This is a genomic window from Halomonas sp. A3H3 (assembly GCF_000982975.1).
GTDB classification, from domain to species: Bacteria; Pseudomonadota; Gammaproteobacteria; order Pseudomonadales; family Halomonadaceae; genus Vreelandella; species Vreelandella titanicae.
The window spans coordinates 1706185-1724619 of the sequence record NZ_HG423343.1 but is presented as its reverse complement, the minus strand read 5'-3'; the positions used below and the strand labels follow the sequence as shown (position 1 = coordinate 1724619).

Sequence of the window (18435 nt, the reverse complement as noted above, 5' to 3'; positions counted from 1 at the left end):
CAATGAAAACCGGATACGCAGCGTGTGGCCTGATTCAAAGGAGAACAGGCGGCACAATGAGACGCACACAAACAGCATGATATACATTTAAAGTTACGCCTGACGACCATAGCACGCGTGAACCACCTGATCCCTTGCCGAACTCAGAAGTGAAACCGCTTAGCGCCGATGGTAGTGTGGGGTCTCCCCATGCGAGAGTAGGTCATCGTCAGGCACTTATTTAACAAGAAACCCAGCCAACCGGCTGGGTTTTTTGTTTGCGCGAAAGAAAAACAAGCGGTCTCCCCATGGAGAGTCCCGGAGCGCCGGCCGGCTCATAGTCAGGCACTTATATCAAAAATCCCCCAGGGCTGATGCCTTGGGGGGATTTTTTTGCGTAACACCTCACCAGTCGATAGATTTACCATCCCAAGCCCAAAAAGTACCGCTATCTTCGGGCGTTCGCTGAGCGATGACTGCCAGCAACTTCTCTGCTACACATGCGGGTGTAAATAGCTTTTCGCTAGGTACTCGGTTTTGAAAAGGTTTAGAGAGAGCTGTGTCAGTGGTGCCAGGGTGAAGACAAAGCAATAACGACTGCTTATTAAGCCGCTTGAGCTCAATGGAGGCTGTCTTAAACAACATGTTATGCGCTGCTTTGCTGGCACGATAGCTGTACCAGCCTCCTAGCTGATTATCCTCGATTGATCCAACACGAGCTGAAAGGCTGGCAATCACTGTAGGGTGTGCCCCTTTAAAAGAATCTTTCAGCGCTGCTAGCAATAAGATCGGCACAAAGGCATTGATATTCATTGTTTGCGCTAGGCTTTCGACGCTAAGTTGATCGAGGCGCTTCTCTGGCAACAGTCGTTGCGCGTCATCATGAAGGATGCCGATGGCATTGAAAAAGAAGTGGATTGGCTGGGCCGCTAACTCTTTCTTAAGTTCATGCCTACCCTGCTCTTGGGAAACATCGAGCATTAGATGAGTAAGGCGAGGACTATCAATTCGTGGTGGTTGCCGGCTTACCGCAATAATGTGGCCGACCTGAGAGGAAGAGAGTAACTGCTTAATGATGGCAGCACCTATCCCACCTGATGCGCCGACAACCAGCGCTGTATAATGATGAGGCAGTAAACTGAACATGAGAAGCCTTTGCGATCCTGCTTAGTGAAGGCTTTCATTGAAACGCTATGCGGTTGGCTTGTCGAGAGGGGGTCAGGCGGAAGCGTTGATTCTGCCCGGTTGGGCGCTATTACGACCATCCGGCTTATAGAGCGTTTTTTCTGCGATTTGACGAATGTAATCAAGCATTGCCTGGTTATGCTTCATCCGAACTGACAGCATCTGTCCAGTTAACTCATTCATGCGCGCAGCTCGCTCACTCTTTTCAAGTAAGCGTTCCCAGGCTGCCTGACAGCCTGCATCTTGAGCTGCCGCTTCGGCGCCATTAGCGCCTTCGGCATATCCAAGGCGTTTTTGCACATTGCGGCGTACAATCTCTATGCGCTCTAGTTCGGCCAATAATGACTGCTTGTCTAATGCGACTTTAGATAGTGCATCACCGTCAATATCACCTTGCGTCAATAAATTTTGCTCGCTGGACAACAACGAAATTAACTCATCAAGCCGCTGTTGTTGATCGGTAAGCAAGGATGCAAGGCTCATTTAAAGCGTCCCCTTAAAAATCTTTAAGATTTGCAATTAGGCCATCTGCGATGCGGTCGGCACTCATTTCAAGGCGGCCCTCGCGAATGGCGTCACGAATCTCTTCAACTTTGGCGCTATCGATATCCTGAGATTCATCGATACTTGATTGGCTCAGCTGAGTCGATTCGCGCGTTGTACCACCCGGCGTAGCTGGTGTCACGCTGTTAGTCTTTTGCGTTTCATCGCGCTGCTGGGCTTGGTTAGAGCGTAACAGCGAATTAATGTTATCAATATTCACGTCGTCTGCCTCATCGTCAGCGTCGATGCGCTTTGCGTTTAGTGTAGCTTGTATAAAAGTAACTATCGGCAGGGCTGGGTATAACTTTAGGTGGTAAGTTAAAAATCCACCACCAAAATACCTCGGTCAGTGACGCGGGCAGTCATGATTTCTCGTGAACCAAAACGAACCCTAACCTGCTCACCAAGAGCGCCATTTTCAAGTGCTTCGCCTTCGCGTGAAACGCGAAAAGCAGAGCCCTGAGCTATGACAGTAACGCGCTGCCCGCGTTCAACTAAATGAGGCGCTTGTAAATAATGGGCCAAAAAAGCACTACCACTGCGAATAGGACGCTGAGCTATTTTGCCCACAATATCTTCTTCAGCAGTCAACGCTTGAGCTGACAGGTCGCCCAGGTTGCCGCCGCGTTCGTTGAGCATGTTTGAAGTAATCAGTGTGCCTCGCTCAATGTCTCTTGCTGCCACCATGTAATTGCCAATGACATCAATTTGGGCTTGCAAGTAACGGACTTGACGGCTGTCTTCACCGCAACGCACTCCAACGGAAACGCGGCCCAAGGGGGCTTGATTCGCGTTGGGCAGAAAAGGCTCCGGTTGGACGCATTGCGGTAAATGGGGGGACGGTGGCCGTAGGTCAATGACCACTTCTTCACCTAAAGCTCGTGTCTCTTCGTACAAAAACTGATGTACTTGTTCAAGAAGGTCATCGTCATCAGCCTGAGCTTTGGTTAAAGCAGTGACGCAAAGGATTGCCAAAAAGAGAATCACTTGCCAGTAGCGAAGCGTGCTTGGCTTAGTAAAGCGCTGTCGTAGCATGGGGAGGTCACTTGCTTAGGAGCTTAGGAAGGAGAGCAAAGAATGAGGATTCATCGCCCAGTGTAGCGAAAAGGTAGCAGCCGTATCACGCGAAATGCTGGCAGAAACGCCAGCTGTTCCATGCTTTAGGCTGACAGTTCCAGAAGTATTCTCCATCATCAACAAAATCCATTTTATTTTATGCCTCAAGCGAGGGTCGGCATGATTGATCAACTGGAATCTGCCTTTAATTTTCATCAGCAAGCAGTGAGTCTACGCCAGGCACGCCACGAAGTATTGGCGGCGAATATTGCCAATGCCGATACGCCTAACTATAAGGCGCGTGACATCGATTTTGCTAGCGAGCTGAAAAAAGCAGTAGACGGTACTCAGAGTGCATCTAGTAATACCGGTGGCGGTCTGACGTTAGCGCGTACCGCTGGTAGCCATATTGCTGGAGAAGGCCCCGCATGGCGTGGAGCGGGCAACGCCGATTTACTTTACCGGATTCCCGACCAGCCTAGTTTGGATGGAAATACGGTTGATATGGATCGTGAACGCACGCAGTTTGCTGATAACGCTGTTCGTTATCAAGTCGGACTCACGATGCTCAACAGCCGTATTCAAGGGCTGAAAAATGCCATGCAGCCCGAGTAAACCAGGCCAAATTAGTGAGGAGTTAACCAACGATGTCGATGTTCTCTGCGTTTGATATTGCCAGCTCGGCCATGAGCGCCCAGTCCCAGCGAATGAATGTTACCGCTAGCAATATGGCCAATGCCGATAGTGTTGCTGGGCCTGATGGTGAAACCTACCGATCTAAACAGGTGATGTTTGAGACTCAGGCGCAAAGCAATCGCTATGGTGTTGGCGGTGTACGCGTCACCGAAGTAGTGGAAGACGATTCGCCTCTGCGTATGGAGTACATGCCTAGCCATCCCGCGGCGGATGAAGAAGGCTATGTGGCAAAGCCTAATGTCGAGCCGGTGCATGAAATGGTCAATATGATTTCTGCATCGCGCTCTTATCAAGCCAACGTTGAAGTATTTAATACCAGTAAGCAAATGCTGATGCAGACGCTGTCGCTGGGTGAGGGGTAAACCATGAATGTCGATACGAGTGTATTGAATAACATAAATGGCGGTGGTGCTAATGGCCTCTCTGCCCGCCAGTCTGATGAGCTGCGTGAAAGCTTTATGACGTTGCTAATTACACAGCTGCAGAATCAAGATCCGCTCAATCCGATGGAAAATGCGGAGATGACTTCTCAGTTAGCTCAAATTAACACGGTTAGTGGCATTGAAGAACTGAATAGCACGCTAGAAGGTATTACCAGCCAAATGGATGCCAATCAGGCACTGCAGGCGAGTGGCCTAATTGGCAAAGGCGTCATGGTGCCCGGTAAGGATGTGTTGGTAGAGCAAGATAGCGAAGGAAATACGTATACAACACCCTTTGGCATAGAATTGGCCCAGCCGGCGAAGAGCGTTAAGGCCACGATTGTTGGTCAAGGTGGCCAAGTGATCAGACAGCTTGATTTGAAATCTCTGGACTCGGGCGTTCATTCTTTCGATTGGGGTGGTGAAAATGACCAAGGCGACGCGGTTGCCAGTGGCCGATATTCGGTTCAGATAGAGGCAGTCGATGCTGAGGGTGAACAAATCGAATCCACAGCCTTACAGTATGCGGTAGTTAACAGGGTAACGCCGAATGATGGCAGTGGCAGCGTTCGGCTGGATTTAGGTGCCATTTATGGCCAAGTCAATCTGAACGACGTTAAACAAATTCTATAACCCGGATATTTGAGGATCTACTATGTCATTTACTACAGCTATTTCTGGCATCAACGCGCAATCAGAAAAACTGAATGTTGCAGGCAATAATATTGCTAACTCGCAGACCGTTGGCTATAAGAGTTCTAGCGTACGTTTTGCTGATGTATACGCTGCTTCTCGGGGCATTGGCGTAAGCGTCTCGGATACCCGCCAGGATTTTACTCAGGGAAGTGTTGAAAGCACGGGACGCAATCTCGATTTGGCTATTGCCGGGAAAGGCTTTTACCGATTAGAGCAGTCCTCTGGAGAAGTAGGCTACTCGCGAAATGGTGAGTTTAGTCTAGCTGCTAATGGCGATATCGTTAATGCTCAAGGTGCCAAATTAATGGGGTACGGTCTCGATGAAGAAATTAAAGCGGACACTGCTGATCAATTAGCATTTCCCTTTTCAGATGTTTTGAAGGGAGCAACCAAACCATTAAATGTACCGGCTAATGATATGCCAGCTAAAGCCACTACAGAAGTCAGTACAATCTTAAACCTAGATGCAACCACCACAACTGGGCAGGATTTAAGTTCAGTGGAAGTGGATGTTCCACCAGCAGGGCCTCCAGGCACTAAACTTAACTACCATTTTGCAAATAATTTTACTGCTTATGACTCTTTAGGTAATCCCATTAATGTGGCTACCTATTATGAGCGGGGGGCTAATAATCAATGGACAGTAACCGCTGTTACCGAAGGTCAGAGCAGAGGGCAATTTACTTTAGATTTTGATACAAACGGTAAGATACTGACTAATGCAGAGGGCTACGTTACAGGAGTTGGTTCAAGTGCTGGTAATGGAACTATTCCGGGTTTAACACACAATGAAGATCCTGATACAGGTGAAACTACTGTCAACATACCAGCTCCTGGTGGGACTTTAGCTAATCCTCTTAATATTGAATTAAAATTTGATGGAAGTACCCAGTTTGCTGATAACTCTTTGCAAAAAGAGTTAAATCAAAATGGATATGCGTCAGGTGCTTTAGTAGGTATCGAAGTGCTTGCTGATGGTACTGTGATGCGTAACTTTTCTAATGAACAATCTGCGGCAGCAGGGCAGGTCGTATTAGCTAGCTTTAGCAATGAAGAAGGCCTGGAGCCATTAGGCAATAATCTATGGGCTGCCACGAATACATCAGGCATTGCTAATATGGGGGCTCCTGGAGTTGGTCAATATGGTCAAATTCAGGCAGGTGCCGTTGAAGCATCCAATGTGGAGCTGGCAGAAGAGCTGGTAAATATGATTGTCGCTCAGCGTGCTTACCAAGCAAACTCGAACACCATCAGTACCCAGGACGAGCTCCTGCAGACCGTTATTAATCTTTAATGATCGGTCATATTGGTAAGGAGTAAGTACCGTGGATCGAATGCTCTATACCGCCATGAGTGGCGCTAAGCACACCATGGATCAGCAGTCGGTGGTGAGTAATAATCTGTCGAACGTGACGACTACCGGTTTTCGCGCTCAGCTACAGGCTGCTCGTTCCGTACCCGTGCTGGGGGAAGCGTTGCTTGCAACGCGTATCTCTGCGGTTACCACTACGCCCGGCAGCGACTTTTCACAGGGGCCCGTTGAGTTTACGGGCCGCACCCTTGATGTGGCGATGCAGGACGATGCCTGGATGGCGGTGCAGGCTGATGACGGTACTGAAACCTATACCCGTCGTGGCGATCTGCAGATTGACAATGACGGCGTGCTGCTTAGCGTTGGGCGCCCTGTGATGGGCGAAGGTGGCCCCATTGCTGTCCCGCAAGGGGCGCAAATATCTATTGGTGCCGACGGAACGATTAGTGCCATTCCCGAAGGCGTAGGGCCGGAAGCGCTGGTCGAGGTAGGACGCATTAAGTTGGTGACGCCAGAAGATGGGGCGTTAACGCGCGGTGAGGACGGCCTATTTCGTGCACCGCTTAATGAAGAAGGTGGGCCAGGTGCCTTGCCCGCTGACGAAAATGCCAAGCTGGTTAGTGGTGCACTTGAAGGCAGTAATGTCAGCGCTGTCGATGCTATGGTCTCGATGATCGATGTTGCACGCCGCTACGACATGCAGATGAAAATGCTGAGCACCGCTGACGAAAACGCTCAGCGTGCTAACGGTATTTTATCTATTCAAGGTTGATATTGGCCATTTCAAGCTGATGTTAGTCAGTCGGTCAAGGGAGCATAATTATGATTAAGTCGTTATGGACAGCTAAAACGGGTCTTGAGTCTCAGCAAACTAAGCTAGACGTGATTTCAAACAACCTAGCCAACGTTAGCACCAATGGTTTCAAGCGCTCACGTCCGGTGTTTGAAGATTTGCTGTATCAGAACATGCGTCAGCCCGGCGCGCAAAATAATATTCAGGATCGGCTGCCGTCTGGCATGCAGGTGGGCACCGGCGTACGTGCCGTGGCCACTGAGCGTCTGCATACCCAGGGTGGGCTAGAGCAGACTGAAAACTCACGCGACCTCGCGATCAATGGCGAAGGTTTCTTTCAGGTGCTGATGCCCGACGGCACGACTGCCTACACCCGCGACGGTAGTTTTCAGCTCAATGAAAATGGCCAAATGGTCACCGCCAATGGCTACCCTGTTGAACCAGCCATCTTCTTACCGGCCAATGCGCTGTCAGTAAATGTGGGTGAAGATGGCACGGTGAGCGTTCGTCAGCCGGGTGTTGCGATTGATAATGAGGTAGGGCAAATCACTGTTAGTACCTTTATTAATCCAGCTGGCTTACAAAGTATTGGTGGCAATCTCTATCTTGAGACGGGAGCCTCAGGCGCACCCAATGAAAATATGCCTGGTATGAATGGCGCTGGTCGGCTGTTCCAAGGCTATGTGGAAACGTCTAACGTCAATGTCGTTGAAGAGATGGTCAATATGATTCAGACCCAGCGCGCCTATGAAATTAATAGCAAAGCGGTGTCCACTAGCGATGAAATGTTGGCACGCTTAAGCCAGCTGTAACGAGTGTTACTCATCGGGCTTACTTATAGGTTGCGTTATGCTGGAGTTGCACCACATGTCACGTCGTATTGCGCTAGCGGGGCTGGTGCTTTTAATGCTAGTTGTTGCCGGGTGCGCTCAAATTCCCAGAGCCTCGGTCGTGGGGGAGCAAGAGCAGATCAGTATTGTTGATCGTCCGCCGCCTATTCCCAATGGTTCTATTTATCAGGCCAGGCAGGGATATCAACCGCTCTTTGAAGATCGTCGCCCGCGTTCAATTGGCGACATTTTGACCATCGTGTTGGATGAAGAGGTCAGTGCGAGCAAAAATTCGCAATCCAATGCGGGTCGTAGTGGTAGCGCTAGCCTTGAGCTTGCACAGTTGCCAGATATCCTCGATGTGCTTGCGGATTATGGCTACGACATTTCTGGGGAAAATGATTTTACGGGCAGCGGTGGGTCGCAGGCCAATAACTCCTTTACCGGCACCATCACAGTATCGGTATTAGAAGTAATGAATAACGGTAATTTACGCGTCCGTGGCGAAAAGCAAATTGCCATCAATCAAGGTACTGAGTTTATTCGTTTTTCCGGCGTGGTTAATCCACGCACGATTACCGCGCAAAATACTGTTCCCTCCACTCAGGTGGCGGATGCGCGAATTGAGTATGTGGGTGACGGTTATATTAACGAAGCGCAGCACATGGGCTGGCTACAACGTTTCTTCTTAAACGTCTCACCCTTCTAGCGTTAGGGGAAGCTACCAATGGCAGAGCTGCCAATGACAGAGCGAAGAATGCCAGGCCCTTCAATGGCAGGCTTTTTAATGCCAGGTTACCCAATGACAGAGCTACAGTGGGCAATAGCAATGCGGCTAAGTAATTTATGGATAAATAGTTGTCGAGTAATTAACGCTTGGGCTATCCAACTGGGTGCCTTAGTGCTGATAGGCCTATTGTCTTTACCTGCCCAGGCGGAGAGCGTTCGAGAGCTGGCAAGCTTTGCCGGTGTCCGCGATAACCAGCTGGTAGGCTATGGCCTTGTGGTTGGCCTTGATAGTACCGGTGACCAAACGACACAGGCGCCTTTTACCAGTCAAAGCCTGACCAACATGCTCTCTCAGCTAGGGGTGACCGTGCCTGCAGGCACGAACTTGCAACTGCGTAACGTGGCTGCCGTGATGGTGACGGCTGATCTCCCGCCATTCTCGAGGCCGGGCCAGCGCTTAGATATAGTGGTTTCATCGATTGCCAACGCACGCAGCTTGCGAGGCGGAACGCTTTTAATGACACCTTTAAAAGGTGCTGACGGTGATACCTATGCTATTGCCCAGGGCAACATGTTGGTAGGTGGGGCGGGCGCCCAAGCGGGTGGCAGCAGCGTGCAGATCAATCAGCAGGCATCAGGGCGTATTCCTAATGGCGCGTTGGTTGAAAGGGAAGTACCGCTTAACCTGGGCGGTAACGGCGGCATGCTTGAATTACAGCTCAACGATTCCGATTTTGGCACCGTTCAGCGCATGGTGACGGCTATTAATAACGAGTTTGGACAGTCGGTTGCCTATGCACGTAATGGCCGAGTAATCGCCCTAGATGGTCCCACAGATGATAATGCGCGGGTCAACTTTATGGCGCGTATTGAAAACGTTCAGGTAACGCCTACTGAGGCTCCGGCGCTTGTTGTGCTGAATTCACGTACCGGCTCGGTAGTGATGAACAGTGCTGTTACATTGCGAGAGGCGGCGGTGGCCCATGGCAGTCTGTCGATCATGATCGATACCCAGTTTGGTGTTAGTCAGCCTAATCCCTTTGGAGAGGGTGAGACGGTCGTGGTACCCGACGCGGATATTGATATTGAGCAGCAAGAGGCTTATCTGCAAATTGTAGAGGGCGCGCAGCTCAACGAAGTAGTCAATGCATTGAATGCACTAGGCGCTACCCCTCAAGATTTGATGTCGATTCTGGAAGCGTTAAAAGCGTCGGGTTCACTGCGTGCTGAGCTGGAGGTTATTTAATGAGTGCGAGTGATATGACCAGTCAGTTCGCCCTGGATATGAGTGGTTTTCAGCGTCTTCAACACACTGCACGCGTCGACCCTGAAGCTGGTGTGAATGGTGCAGCCCAGCAGTTTGAGGCGCTTTTTATTCAAATGATGATGAAAAGTATGCGCGACGCAACGCCGAGTTCAGGGCTGATGAACAGCAGTGCGACAGATACATATCAATCGATGCTCGATCAACAGTGGTCACAGGTGATGGCCTCGCGTGGAATGGGCCTTGCTGACGTCCTTGTTGAACAGTTGGAGCGCCAAGGTGCCATCTCAAAAGCGCAGCCAAATGCTGATCAAGAGCTACAAGCATTGATAGCTGGAATTCCCCGTGGCACCCCCCGTGTGCTGGACGATTCATACGCAGCTAACGCTGAGACTAATGGAACCACTAATACACAGGGCAAAGGTCAATTCCTAGCCGAGCTGGAGGCTATTCGCCAAGGCGCGAAGAGTGAGGCGGTAGATGAGCCCACGCTAACCCAGCAAGTGCAACATGGGTCAGGGCATGTCGGTCAATTTATGCAAACACTGGCTGCCCCTGCCCAGGCGGCCAGTGCGACTACCGGGGTGCCTGCTGAATTAATTCTAGCCCAGGCAGCGCTGGAAACAGGCTGGGGGTGGCACGAAATTACTACGCGTAATGGCAACAATAGCCACAATCTGTTTGGTATCAAAGCCGGCAGTCATTGGAAGGGCGAAACGACGGATATCGTGACTCACGAATATATTAATGGGCGGCGGACGCAGGTGGTCGATACCTTCCGCGTCTACGATTCGTTCGAACATGCCTTTACCGACTATGCCAGCCTAATAGGCAATAATCCTCGCTATGCTGGCGTGATACAGGCACCCACGGCTGAACAGGCAGCGAGAGAGCTGCAGCGAGGAGGCTATGCTACTGATCCACGCTATGCAGACAAGTTGGTAGCGGTGATGAATACCATGGGGCCACTTAACCCAGGCGGCAACTTCCTCGCTGATTCCCGCTAGCCCTTTCCTCAAGTTTTTCTGCGCAGTGCCGATACTTAAAGAATATATAGGTATCGGCCTAAGGAATTGAACCATGAGTATGTTTTCGATCGGCTTAAGCGGCCTCAATGCCGCGCAGAATGCCCTGAATACCGTTAGTAACAATGCCAGTAATATGTTGACACCTGGCTACAACCGCCAGATTACTATGCTTGGCGAGGGTAGCGCTGGCAGTAAAGGCGTTCAGGTCAATAATATTGAAAGGCAGTTTAACACCTATGTGGCCAGCCAGTTAAATAACGCTAAAACACAGTCAAGCGCTCTATCGACGTACATTCAGCAAGTGTCACAAATTGATAGCCTGTTGGCAGACCGGGCTGCGGGTTTATCACCGCTAATGCAAAAATTCTTCTCTTCAATAGAAGATTTAGCCAGTGCCCCATCTGACCCGGCCGCTCGCCAAGGCGTGCTCGGCACTGCTAATACGTTGAGTGCCCAGTTCCGCTCTTTTGACGGCTACCTGCAAGATATGCAGGGCAATATAAACGGGCAAATTGAAGATGAAATTACCCAGATCAATAACACTACTGAGCAAATTGCCGGATTAAATAAAGAAATTGCGCTGGCTCGCGCTCGAACTGGGGTAGCACCTAATAGCCTGCTTAATCAGCGTGATCATCTAGTATCCGAGCTCAATGAGCGCATGGATCTGCGCCTGAATATACAGGATGGCAAGAGTTATAACATCAGTTTGCCTAATGGTCAGCCGCTGGTGATAGGCAAGGATACCTTCAAGCTAGAAGCTAGACAGGCTGATTATGATCCTCAGCGGACTGTCGTTGGTTATATTGATGGTGGCGGTAATCCGGTGCAGCTTGATGAGTCGACGATAACAGGCGGCACATTAGGCGGATTAATGACCTTCCGCTCAGAAACGCTGGATAAAACCCAAAACCAAATTGGCCAGCTCGCTGTCTCCTTAGCGACTGCTTTCAACGAGCAGCACAAACAGGGGGTAGATCTTAATGGTGACCAAGGAGAAAACTTCTTCGCGACCCGCTCTCCTCAAGGTTATGGTTATACAAGCAACAGCGATCTGAATCTGCTGACGTCAATAGAGTTCGACCCATCAACCATCGATAAACTGCGTGCTACGGACTACACCGTTTCATTCGATGCGTCTGGCACTCCTGCTGTAACGCGTAATGATACTGGTGACGTGCTTGATAGCACGGATCCTAATGATGCCGACTTTGTTGATCTATCGGAATGGAATGCTGGAGCTGGCACGGGTGAGATCACTTTTGGTGGCGTGACGGTGGCGTTTAACAGCGCGAATCCTGTTGCAGACGGTGATCGCTTTGAAATCCAGCCGGTGCGTCGCGCTGCTGGCGGCATGGATACGCGTATCGCCGACCTGGATAAGATTGCGGCGGCTAGCTTGATTGAACGTGAAGGTGACTTGGATATCAGTCAACTAAGTGCTGCAAGCGGTGCTTTCACCACCAATGACGAATATCAAATAGAAGTTGACGATACCGGTGGCTTGACAGTTACTCCAGCGGCAACCGTCACACGAAATGGAGCACCTTTTACTCCAGGAACAGACACCCTGGCAGAAGGTGATGTCGTCACTATTGATGGTCTTAGCTTTACCCTTGATACACTTCCTGAGACAGGGAGTACAGCTAACCTGGATATCAGCCTTAGTGATGCTAGTTCAGGCGATAACCGTAACGCTCTGGCCCTGCAAAACCTGCAAAGTCAGGATGTTGTCGGCGGACGTGCCTCGGTAACCGGCGCGTATGCATCCATGGTCAGTGATGTAGGTAACCGGACTAATATCACGCAGGTTAATTTGGAGGCGCGACAAGGCTTGACCGATCAGCTCCGCGCAGTTCAGCAGTCAGAATCTGGTGTGAACTTGGATGAAGAGTTGGCTAACCTCCTTCAATATCAGCAGTACTATGCAGCTAATGCGCGTGTCATAGATACGGCGGGGTCGCTTTTAGACACCATTTTGAACCTGCGTGGCTAATTTAGGAGCATAAGTTATGCGTATTAGTACTGTTACCATGTTTGAGCAGAGTACCGCGTCCTTAAACCGTCAGCAGGGCGATCTGTCGAAAGTCAGCCAGCAAATTGCCAGTGGACGGCGTGTGGTTAATCCCTCTGATGACCCTCAGGCAGCCTCGCGAGCAGTGGGGGTTGATCAATCACTTGCGATCACTGATCAGTATAAAGATTCGCGTATCTCTGCCCGAAATACGCTGTCACAGACGGACAGTATTTTGGGAAGTATTGTCGATGCAATTGATAGCGCCAAAGGACGTCTGGTTCAGGCCTCTAGCGATACGTTAAGTGACGTTGACCGTGAGTCTGTCGCCAGCGAGCTCAAAGGTATATATGAAACGATGATCGGTCAGGCCAATGCTACCGATGGAAACGGGCGCTATCTGTTTGGCGGCTATAAAGATAACGCTCAGCCCTTCAAGAAAGATGCCAGCGGTAACGTGGAGTACCAGGGTGATAATAATGTACGCGAACAGCGTATCGACTCCACGCGGTTGATGGCGGTAGCTGATAATGGCAAGACTATTTTCAAAAGCGTACCTAGCAGTGCTGGCTTTGTCGCAGAAGCCAAGAAAGATGACGGGAGCTTGAATAGTGGTAATGTGACATTTCGCGGCCCGCAGATACGCGATGTTAATGATGTAGATTATGGAACAGATTTCCGAATCACTTTCAACACGCCGGCTGAAACATTCGACGTCGAAACATTTGATGGTACAGACTGGATTCCTGTTGCAACTCAAACAGGCGTCACTTATACCGGTGGTGATGGGGGCTCTGCCCAGCAAGTAACCTACGGTGGCGTGTCGATTAATTTAGAAGGTACGCCTGCTGCTGGCGACTCGATCCTTGTTGCGCAAGCCGGCGGTGAACAGCGCGAGCCCGATCTCTTCCGCGCCATGGAAGAAGCCATCCGCGTCTTGGAAAGTCCGGCCGACACTGACGCTAAAAAAGCTGACCTGCGCAATACTTTGAACACCGCAATGCGTGATTTGGATAATGCACTAGATAATGTTTCAACGGTTCTGGCTTCAGTAGGTGCACGGGTTAATGAGCTTGATGTTGTGGATGTTGTGGGAGGCAATAGGATGTTGAATTACACAGAGACATTATCTAATTTGGTAGATCTAGATTATGCGGAGGCCATCTCTGAATACAGCTTGCGTCAAGTAGGCTTGCAAGCGGCACAGAAAACGTTTGTAGATATTAAAGGCTTATCGTTATTGAACTATATGTAATGGGTTCGCTTTTTGCTATTGCTTGACCGCTTTGCGTATTGCTCAAAAAAACGTTAACCCATGCTTATGTGAAACCTTTCACCTAAGCATGGGCTTGTTAATTTAAGGGAGCCATTGTTTCGATTAACGTCTGCATAAACCCTAGGCCTTGTGTAAATAGCCGCTGTAGAAAGCGGTTAATGTCGGTCATGAGTACCATCATTAATATGAGTCCCACGATAAGTGAGGTAGGAAAGCCGATATTGAAAACGGTGAGCTGCGGAGCAGAACGGTTCAGTATGCCGAGGGCTAGGTTGATGGTCAGCAGGGAGCCCACCAGCGGTAACGCCAATAACATACCCGAGGCAAAGATTGTCCCCGCATATCGGGCGAGTAACTCAAAAGCACCAGGGTTAAACGTCCCAATACCAATAGGCAACGTTTGAAAGCTCATAATAAGGGTTTCAAGCACCATCAGATGGCCATTCAACGCCAAAAACATGAGCAGGGTTATCATGTAGAGAATGCGCGATAGCACCATGATATTGGTACCACTCGACGTATCGAAAAAGCTCGCAAACGCTAGACCCATTTGCAGGCCAATAAAATCCCCTGCGGCTTGAACGACCGCAAACATGATGTGCATGACGAGACCCATCGCTAAACCGATGAGGATCTGCTCGATCATAACCCCCATCCCAGCCCATGACATGATGGCAATATCAGGCATGGCCGGTAAAATTGGTGCTATGACAATGGAAATTAGGGCAGCAAGTCCCACTTTGGCTTGGTTAGGAACGCTGGAGTGGCCCCATAGAGGCGACGCCGCCATGAAAGCAGTAATGCGCGCAAACGGCCATAAAAAAGCCACCAACCACCCCTGCAGTTGTGCGAAAGTGACTTCCACCATAGCGCTACATCACCATACTGGGGATGTTGGTAAATAGGCGGTGAGTAAAGTCGGTAATCAATCCAATCAGCCAGGGGCCTGCTAATACCAGCACTGTAAAAACGGCCAAAATTTTAGGAATAAACGTGAGCGTCATTTCGTTAATTTGCGTTGCGGCTTGGAATAGACTGATGATAAGACCAGTGAATAGCGCCGCCAGCAGCATGGGCCCAGCAAGGAGAAGCGTTACTCGCATACCTTGGTAAGCAATGCTCATCACCATTTCAGGGGTCATAGTTGGAATCCTGTGTGCCGAATAAAACGACGCGAGCTATCGCATGTACAAAAATAACTCAATGAAGCGCTATATCATGTAAAAGCTTTCTGCCATCGAGCCAATAATAAGCTGCCATCCATCGACTAAAATGAACAGCATTAGCTTAAAAGGTAACGAGATCGTAATGGGTGGAACCATCATCATACCTAGCGCCATCAGGGTACTGGCGACTACGAGGTCGATGATTAAAAACGGGATAAAAATAGTAAAGCCAATTTGAAATGCTGTTTTAAGCTCGCTAGTGACGTAAGCGGGCAATAACACTCTCATGGGCAACTCTTCTGGGCCTTGCATCGGCCCTACATCCGCCAAGCGTACGAACAGGGCCAGGTCGGGCTCGCGAGTTTGGGCAAGCATGAATTCGCGAAATGGTTCCTGGGCAAGTAGCAAAAATTCTTCAAAATTTATCGTTTCATTCGTTAGTGGTACCCAAGCATTGTCGTACACCTGAGCCAATACTGGGGACATGATAAAAAAAGTTAAAAATAGCGCTACCCCCAAGAGTACTTGGTTGGGCGGCGTTGCCTGGGTACCCATTGCCGTGCGCAATAGGCTAAGCACAATGATGATACGAGTGAAACTCGTCATCATCAGCAGCATGGAGGGTAAAAACGCTAGGGAGCTTAAAAAGAGCAGTGTTTGCAGTGAAAGCGACCACTGCTGTCCGCCGTCTTCCAACGGCTGTGAAATAATGCCGGGTATCTGTTGTGCATGCACAGGGCCTGCTATGAAGCACGCGACAATAATCACCAGCAATAGCGAGAGTGGCTTAGCCATTTTTCTCTTTAAAACAATGCTTTTATTCGCATCGTTAGTAAAAATACAGCACTTAAAAACACAGGGCCAAGAAAGGTGCATCCATTGCCTCATGGCGTCTGATGTGGATCGGTGGGCGCGGATGAATCGCGGCGGCGACCTGCAGCTAGCGCTTTTGATAGGCGAAGCGAAAAGCGTGAGGAGGGCGGAGCCGATGTGGTTGGCGTGCGCTCTTCTGGGGCCGGGCGCTCTTGCAGTTTAGTGATACGACCGCCCCCAACACCAACGACTAGCCAGGTATCTTCAACTTCAACAATCACAATACGTTCACGATTGCCCACGGCGGTACTACCCACAATTCGAAGGTGGGCGCCATGGCGAGTGGTATGGTTGCCCCAGCGCTTTAAAAGCGCCGTGCAGATTAAAATGATCGCTATGACGAGAGCTAAGGCTGCGGCTGTCTTGCCTAGAACAGCCATGCCTATTAATGCCTCGCCACCGTTGCCCAGTGCATCAAGCGAACCGTTCTGCGTCGAGGGAGTTGCAACGCTCATCGGTTCAATTTATGAATACGTTCAGAAGGTGTGATGATTTCAGTAATACGAATACCGTACTTATCTTCGATCACGACAACTTCGCCTTGAGCAATCAAGTAGCCATTAATCAAGATATCCATCGGCTCTCCTGCGAGGCCTTCAAGCTCAATGACAGACCCTTGCGCTAACTCTAGCAACTGCTTAATGGTTAATTTTGTGCGGCCTAATTCCACGGTGAGTTTCACCGGGATATCCATGATCATCTCAAGCTCACGCGCCTGCGAGGAACCGCTATCCGGGCTAAGTGGGCGGAATATATCATCAGTTGCCGCTTTTGCTGCAGGTGCTTTGGGCTCTGGTGCAGCAGCCGTTTCTTCTTCGCTCTCTTCAGCAGACTCTTGCTCCGCCATTGCGGCTGCCCAAGGATCTTCCTCTTCGCTAGCAGCATCGGCGCCAGATGTGGGCTCTTCTTGTTCGGACATGGCATCTGCCCAATCGTCGTCAGAGACGTTCTGATCAGGCTTATTGGGATCAGTCATGCTTTGGATTCCTTGGCTTTCTGTCGCGTAGACCCTTTAATAAAGTCCTTGGACGATGCGTTATTCATAGCGGCATGGTCAATCATATGTAGCACCCGCAGTGCATGCTGCTGACGTTGACTACCGTACTCACACTCCATAACGGGAACCCCGTCAACACTTGCTGTGATAGAGCTCGGAATATCTAACGGTAGCACGTCGCCTTTTTTCAATCCCATTACATGGGCAATACGACTGGGTATTTGAGCAAACTCAGCGACCAACTCTACTTCTGACTGACGTAGTTCACTCGCCATACGGCGGGACCAACTGCCGTCTTGGTCGTGATTGCTATCATTGATCGGGTTGGCCAGTAAATCACGCAACGGCTCGATCATGGCGTAAGGCATACATATCTGAAAATTGCTCGAAAGGTTGCCAACTTCGATATTGAACTTGGTATTCACCACAATTTCATTAGGTGAATTGGTGATGTTGGCAAACTTTGACTGCACTTCTGAGCGTAAAAAACTGACATCCAGTGGATGAACAACTTTCCAGGCCTCTTGGTAAGCATCAATGGCGAGATTAAGCAGGCGCTGGATAATACGCTGTTCAGTGTTTGTGAATTCTCGGCCATCCGATTTGGTGACAAAGCGACCATCACCACCAAAGAGGTTGTCGACCACCATAAAAACGAGGTTAGGTGGAAATACCACCAGGGCTGAACCACGCAGTGGTTTCATCGACACAATGTTCAGGTTTGTAGGCACTGGAACATTACGCGAGAACTCGCTAAAGCTCTGATAACGAACTGACTCTACGGTAATGTCTGCACTACGCCGTAATAGGTTGAACAGGCCAGTACGAAAATAGCGCGCAAAGCGCTCATTGATAAAATCAAGCGCATGCAGACGCTCACGAATAACGCGATGCTGGGTCGACGGGTCGTAAGGTCGAACACGTGCTTCATCTTGCCCTTGGGACGATGAAGCTGATGGCTCATCGTCTCCGCTAACGCCCTTCAGCAGGGCATCAATTTCTTCCTGGGACAGTAGATCGTCCTGTGACATGAACGGCTCCAGTTCCCGAGGTTATTGCACAATAAATTCGGTGAATAAAACTTCACGCAAATCAAGCGGCGGCTGGTTTTCTGTCAGCGGGACGTTGAGTCGATCAACAATCGCTTGTGCAAGCTGCTGCTTACCTTCCGAGGAGGTAAGCTCATCAGCCTGCTTGCCAGATAGCAGCATCAGCAAACGACTACGCACTTGGGGCATATGCTCTTCTAAAATCGCTTTACTTTCCTCATTACCCACACGCAGAGTCACGCCTGTATAAAGTAAGCGTGAGCCATAGCTGTCATCGGCAAGGTTGACGGTAAAGGGTTCAATACGCATGAAAATAGGCGGCTCGCGCTCCATCGCCTGCTGCATCTCTGCGTCTTCAGAACCGCCATCACGCTGGTCGATTACCATATAAATAGCTGCCGCTGCGCCTATAGACGACAGCAACACAAGGATAATCATTATCCAGAGCAGTTTTTTTGACCCGCCGCTTTTTTCAGCCATTTGCGATTCCTGTGAACTCCATGCGTATCACTAGCAATGTATTATGC

22 protein-coding genes and 1 rRNA gene are annotated in these 18435 nt (G+C 49.9%); 12 read left to right on the top strand and 11 right to left on the bottom strand.

Annotated features, from left to right (window positions below):
• Positions 1-98: 98 nt before the first annotated feature.
• Positions 99-214, top strand: a 5S ribosomal RNA gene (rrf, locus tag HALA3H3_RS07575).
• A gap of 170 nt (positions 215-384) precedes the next feature.
• Here the strand turns inward: rrf and HALA3H3_RS07570 are convergent.
• From HALA3H3_RS07570 to flgA, 4 genes are all read right to left on the bottom strand, one after another.
• Positions 385-1125, bottom strand: coding sequence for an SDR family NAD(P)-dependent oxidoreductase (locus HALA3H3_RS07570; protein ID WP_022520966.1), 741 nt, complete (start codon positions 1123-1125; stop codon positions 385-387).
• Positions 1126-1197: 72 nt separating this feature from the next.
• Positions 1198-1647 carry a flagella synthesis protein FlgN gene (locus HALA3H3_RS07565; RefSeq protein ID WP_022520965.1) on the bottom strand — a complete coding sequence of 150 codons (450 nt, stop codon included), beginning with the start codon at positions 1645-1647 and terminating at the stop codon, positions 1198-1200.
• Positions 1648-1660: 13 nt separating this feature from the next.
• Positions 1661-1927 (bottom strand): flagellar biosynthesis anti-sigma factor FlgM, encoded by a 267-nt coding sequence (flgM, locus tag HALA3H3_RS07560; protein ID WP_022520964.1) that lies wholly within the window; start codon positions 1925-1927, stop codon positions 1661-1663.
• 98 nt (positions 1928-2025) lie between these two features.
• Positions 2026-2742, bottom strand: coding sequence for a flagellar basal body P-ring formation chaperone FlgA (gene flgA / locus HALA3H3_RS07555; protein WP_022520963.1), 717 nt, complete (start codon positions 2740-2742; stop codon positions 2026-2028).
• 201 nt (positions 2743-2943) lie between these two features.
• Here flgA and flgB point away from each other — a divergent pair, with 201 nt between their 5' ends.
• The 11 genes from flgB to flgL all read left to right on the top strand — a co-directional run bounded on the left by flgB (position 2944) and on the right by flgL (position 13802).
• Positions 2944-3378 (top strand): flagellar basal body rod protein FlgB, encoded by a 435-nt coding sequence (flgB, locus tag HALA3H3_RS07550; protein ID WP_022520962.1) that lies wholly within the window; start codon positions 2944-2946, stop codon positions 3376-3378.
• Between the two features lie 32 nt (positions 3379-3410).
• Complete coding sequence (gene flgC / locus HALA3H3_RS07545; protein ID WP_022520961.1) at positions 3411-3821, top strand: flagellar basal body rod protein FlgC; 411 nt, start codon at positions 3411-3413, stop codon at positions 3819-3821.
• Positions 3822-3824: 3 nt separating this feature from the next.
• Positions 3825-4514 carry a flagellar hook assembly protein FlgD gene (locus HALA3H3_RS07540; protein WP_022520960.1) on the top strand — a complete coding sequence of 230 codons (690 nt, stop codon included), beginning with the start codon at positions 3825-3827 and terminating at the stop codon, positions 4512-4514.
• A 22-nt stretch (positions 4515-4536) separates the two neighbouring features.
• Complete coding sequence (gene flgE / locus HALA3H3_RS07535; protein WP_022520959.1) at positions 4537-5871, top strand: flagellar hook protein FlgE; 1335 nt, start codon at positions 4537-4539, stop codon at positions 5869-5871.
• A 31-nt stretch (positions 5872-5902) separates the two neighbouring features.
• Positions 5903-6661 carry a flagellar basal body rod protein FlgF gene (locus HALA3H3_RS07530; RefSeq protein WP_022520958.1) on the top strand — a complete coding sequence of 253 codons (759 nt, stop codon included), beginning with the start codon at positions 5903-5905 and terminating at the stop codon, positions 6659-6661.
• Positions 6662-6711: 50 nt separating this feature from the next.
• Positions 6712-7494, top strand: coding sequence for a flagellar basal-body rod protein FlgG (flgG, locus tag HALA3H3_RS07525; RefSeq protein WP_022520957.1), 783 nt, complete (start codon positions 6712-6714; stop codon positions 7492-7494).
• 37 nt (positions 7495-7531) lie between these two features.
• Complete coding sequence (locus HALA3H3_RS07520) at positions 7532-8221, top strand: flagellar basal body L-ring protein FlgH (protein ID WP_053856927.1); 690 nt, start codon at positions 7532-7534, stop codon at positions 8219-8221.
• Between the two features lie 33 nt (positions 8222-8254).
• Positions 8255-9487, top strand: a complete 1233-nt coding sequence (locus tag HALA3H3_RS07515) for a flagellar basal body P-ring protein FlgI (protein ID WP_370657674.1) — start codon at positions 8255-8257, stop codon at positions 9485-9487.
• Positions 9487-10512: a flagellar assembly peptidoglycan hydrolase FlgJ gene (gene flgJ, locus HALA3H3_RS07510; protein ID WP_022520954.1), complete on the top strand. Its 1026-nt coding sequence runs from the start codon at positions 9487-9489 to the stop codon at positions 10510-10512. The genes HALA3H3_RS07515 and flgJ overlap by 1 nt, the downstream gene beginning before the upstream one ends.
• Before the next feature lie 73 nt (positions 10513-10585).
• Positions 10586-12529: a flagellar hook-associated protein FlgK gene (flgK, locus tag HALA3H3_RS07505; protein WP_022520953.1), complete on the top strand. Its 1944-nt coding sequence runs from the start codon at positions 10586-10588 to the stop codon at positions 12527-12529.
• A 16-nt stretch (positions 12530-12545) separates the two neighbouring features.
• Entirely contained in the window at positions 12546-13802 is a 1257-nt protein-coding gene (gene flgL, locus HALA3H3_RS07500) for a flagellar hook-associated protein FlgL (protein ID WP_022520952.1), read from the top strand.
• A gap of 97 nt (positions 13803-13899) precedes the next feature.
• On the opposite strand, the gene fliR is transcribed toward flgL, so the two are convergent.
• From fliR to fliL, 7 genes are all read right to left on the bottom strand, one after another.
• Positions 13900-14691: a flagellar biosynthetic protein FliR gene (fliR, locus tag HALA3H3_RS07495; protein ID WP_022520951.1), complete on the bottom strand. Its 792-nt coding sequence runs from the start codon at positions 14689-14691 to the stop codon at positions 13900-13902.
• A gap of 4 nt (positions 14692-14695) precedes the next feature.
• Positions 14696-14965 carry a flagellar biosynthesis protein FliQ gene (gene fliQ / locus HALA3H3_RS07490; RefSeq protein WP_007112097.1) on the bottom strand — a complete coding sequence of 90 codons (270 nt, stop codon included), beginning with the start codon at positions 14963-14965 and terminating at the stop codon, positions 14696-14698.
• 69 nt (positions 14966-15034) lie between these two features.
• Positions 15035-15784 carry a flagellar type III secretion system pore protein FliP gene (fliP, locus tag HALA3H3_RS07485; RefSeq protein ID WP_053856926.1) on the bottom strand — a complete coding sequence of 250 codons (750 nt, stop codon included), beginning with the start codon at positions 15782-15784 and terminating at the stop codon, positions 15035-15037.
• A gap of 89 nt (positions 15785-15873) precedes the next feature.
• On the bottom strand, positions 15874-16317 hold the full coding sequence (fliO, locus tag HALA3H3_RS07480) for a flagellar biosynthetic protein FliO (RefSeq protein WP_022520949.1): 444 nt from the start codon (positions 16315-16317) through the stop codon (positions 15874-15876).
• Positions 16314-16838: a flagellar motor switch protein FliN gene (gene fliN / locus HALA3H3_RS07475; protein ID WP_022520948.1), complete on the bottom strand. Its 525-nt coding sequence runs from the start codon at positions 16836-16838 to the stop codon at positions 16314-16316. Before fliN ends, fliO begins: the two co-directional genes overlap by 4 nt.
• Positions 16835-17890 (bottom strand): flagellar motor switch protein FliM, encoded by a 1056-nt coding sequence (fliM, locus tag HALA3H3_RS07470; RefSeq protein ID WP_022520947.1) that lies wholly within the window; start codon positions 17888-17890, stop codon positions 16835-16837. The genes fliN and fliM overlap by 4 nt, the downstream gene beginning before the upstream one ends.
• 21 nt (positions 17891-17911) lie before the next feature.
• Positions 17912-18388 carry a flagellar basal body-associated protein FliL gene (gene fliL, locus HALA3H3_RS07465; protein ID WP_022520946.1) on the bottom strand — a complete coding sequence of 159 codons (477 nt, stop codon included), beginning with the start codon at positions 18386-18388 and terminating at the stop codon, positions 17912-17914.
• Positions 18389-18435 lie beyond the last annotated feature (47 nt).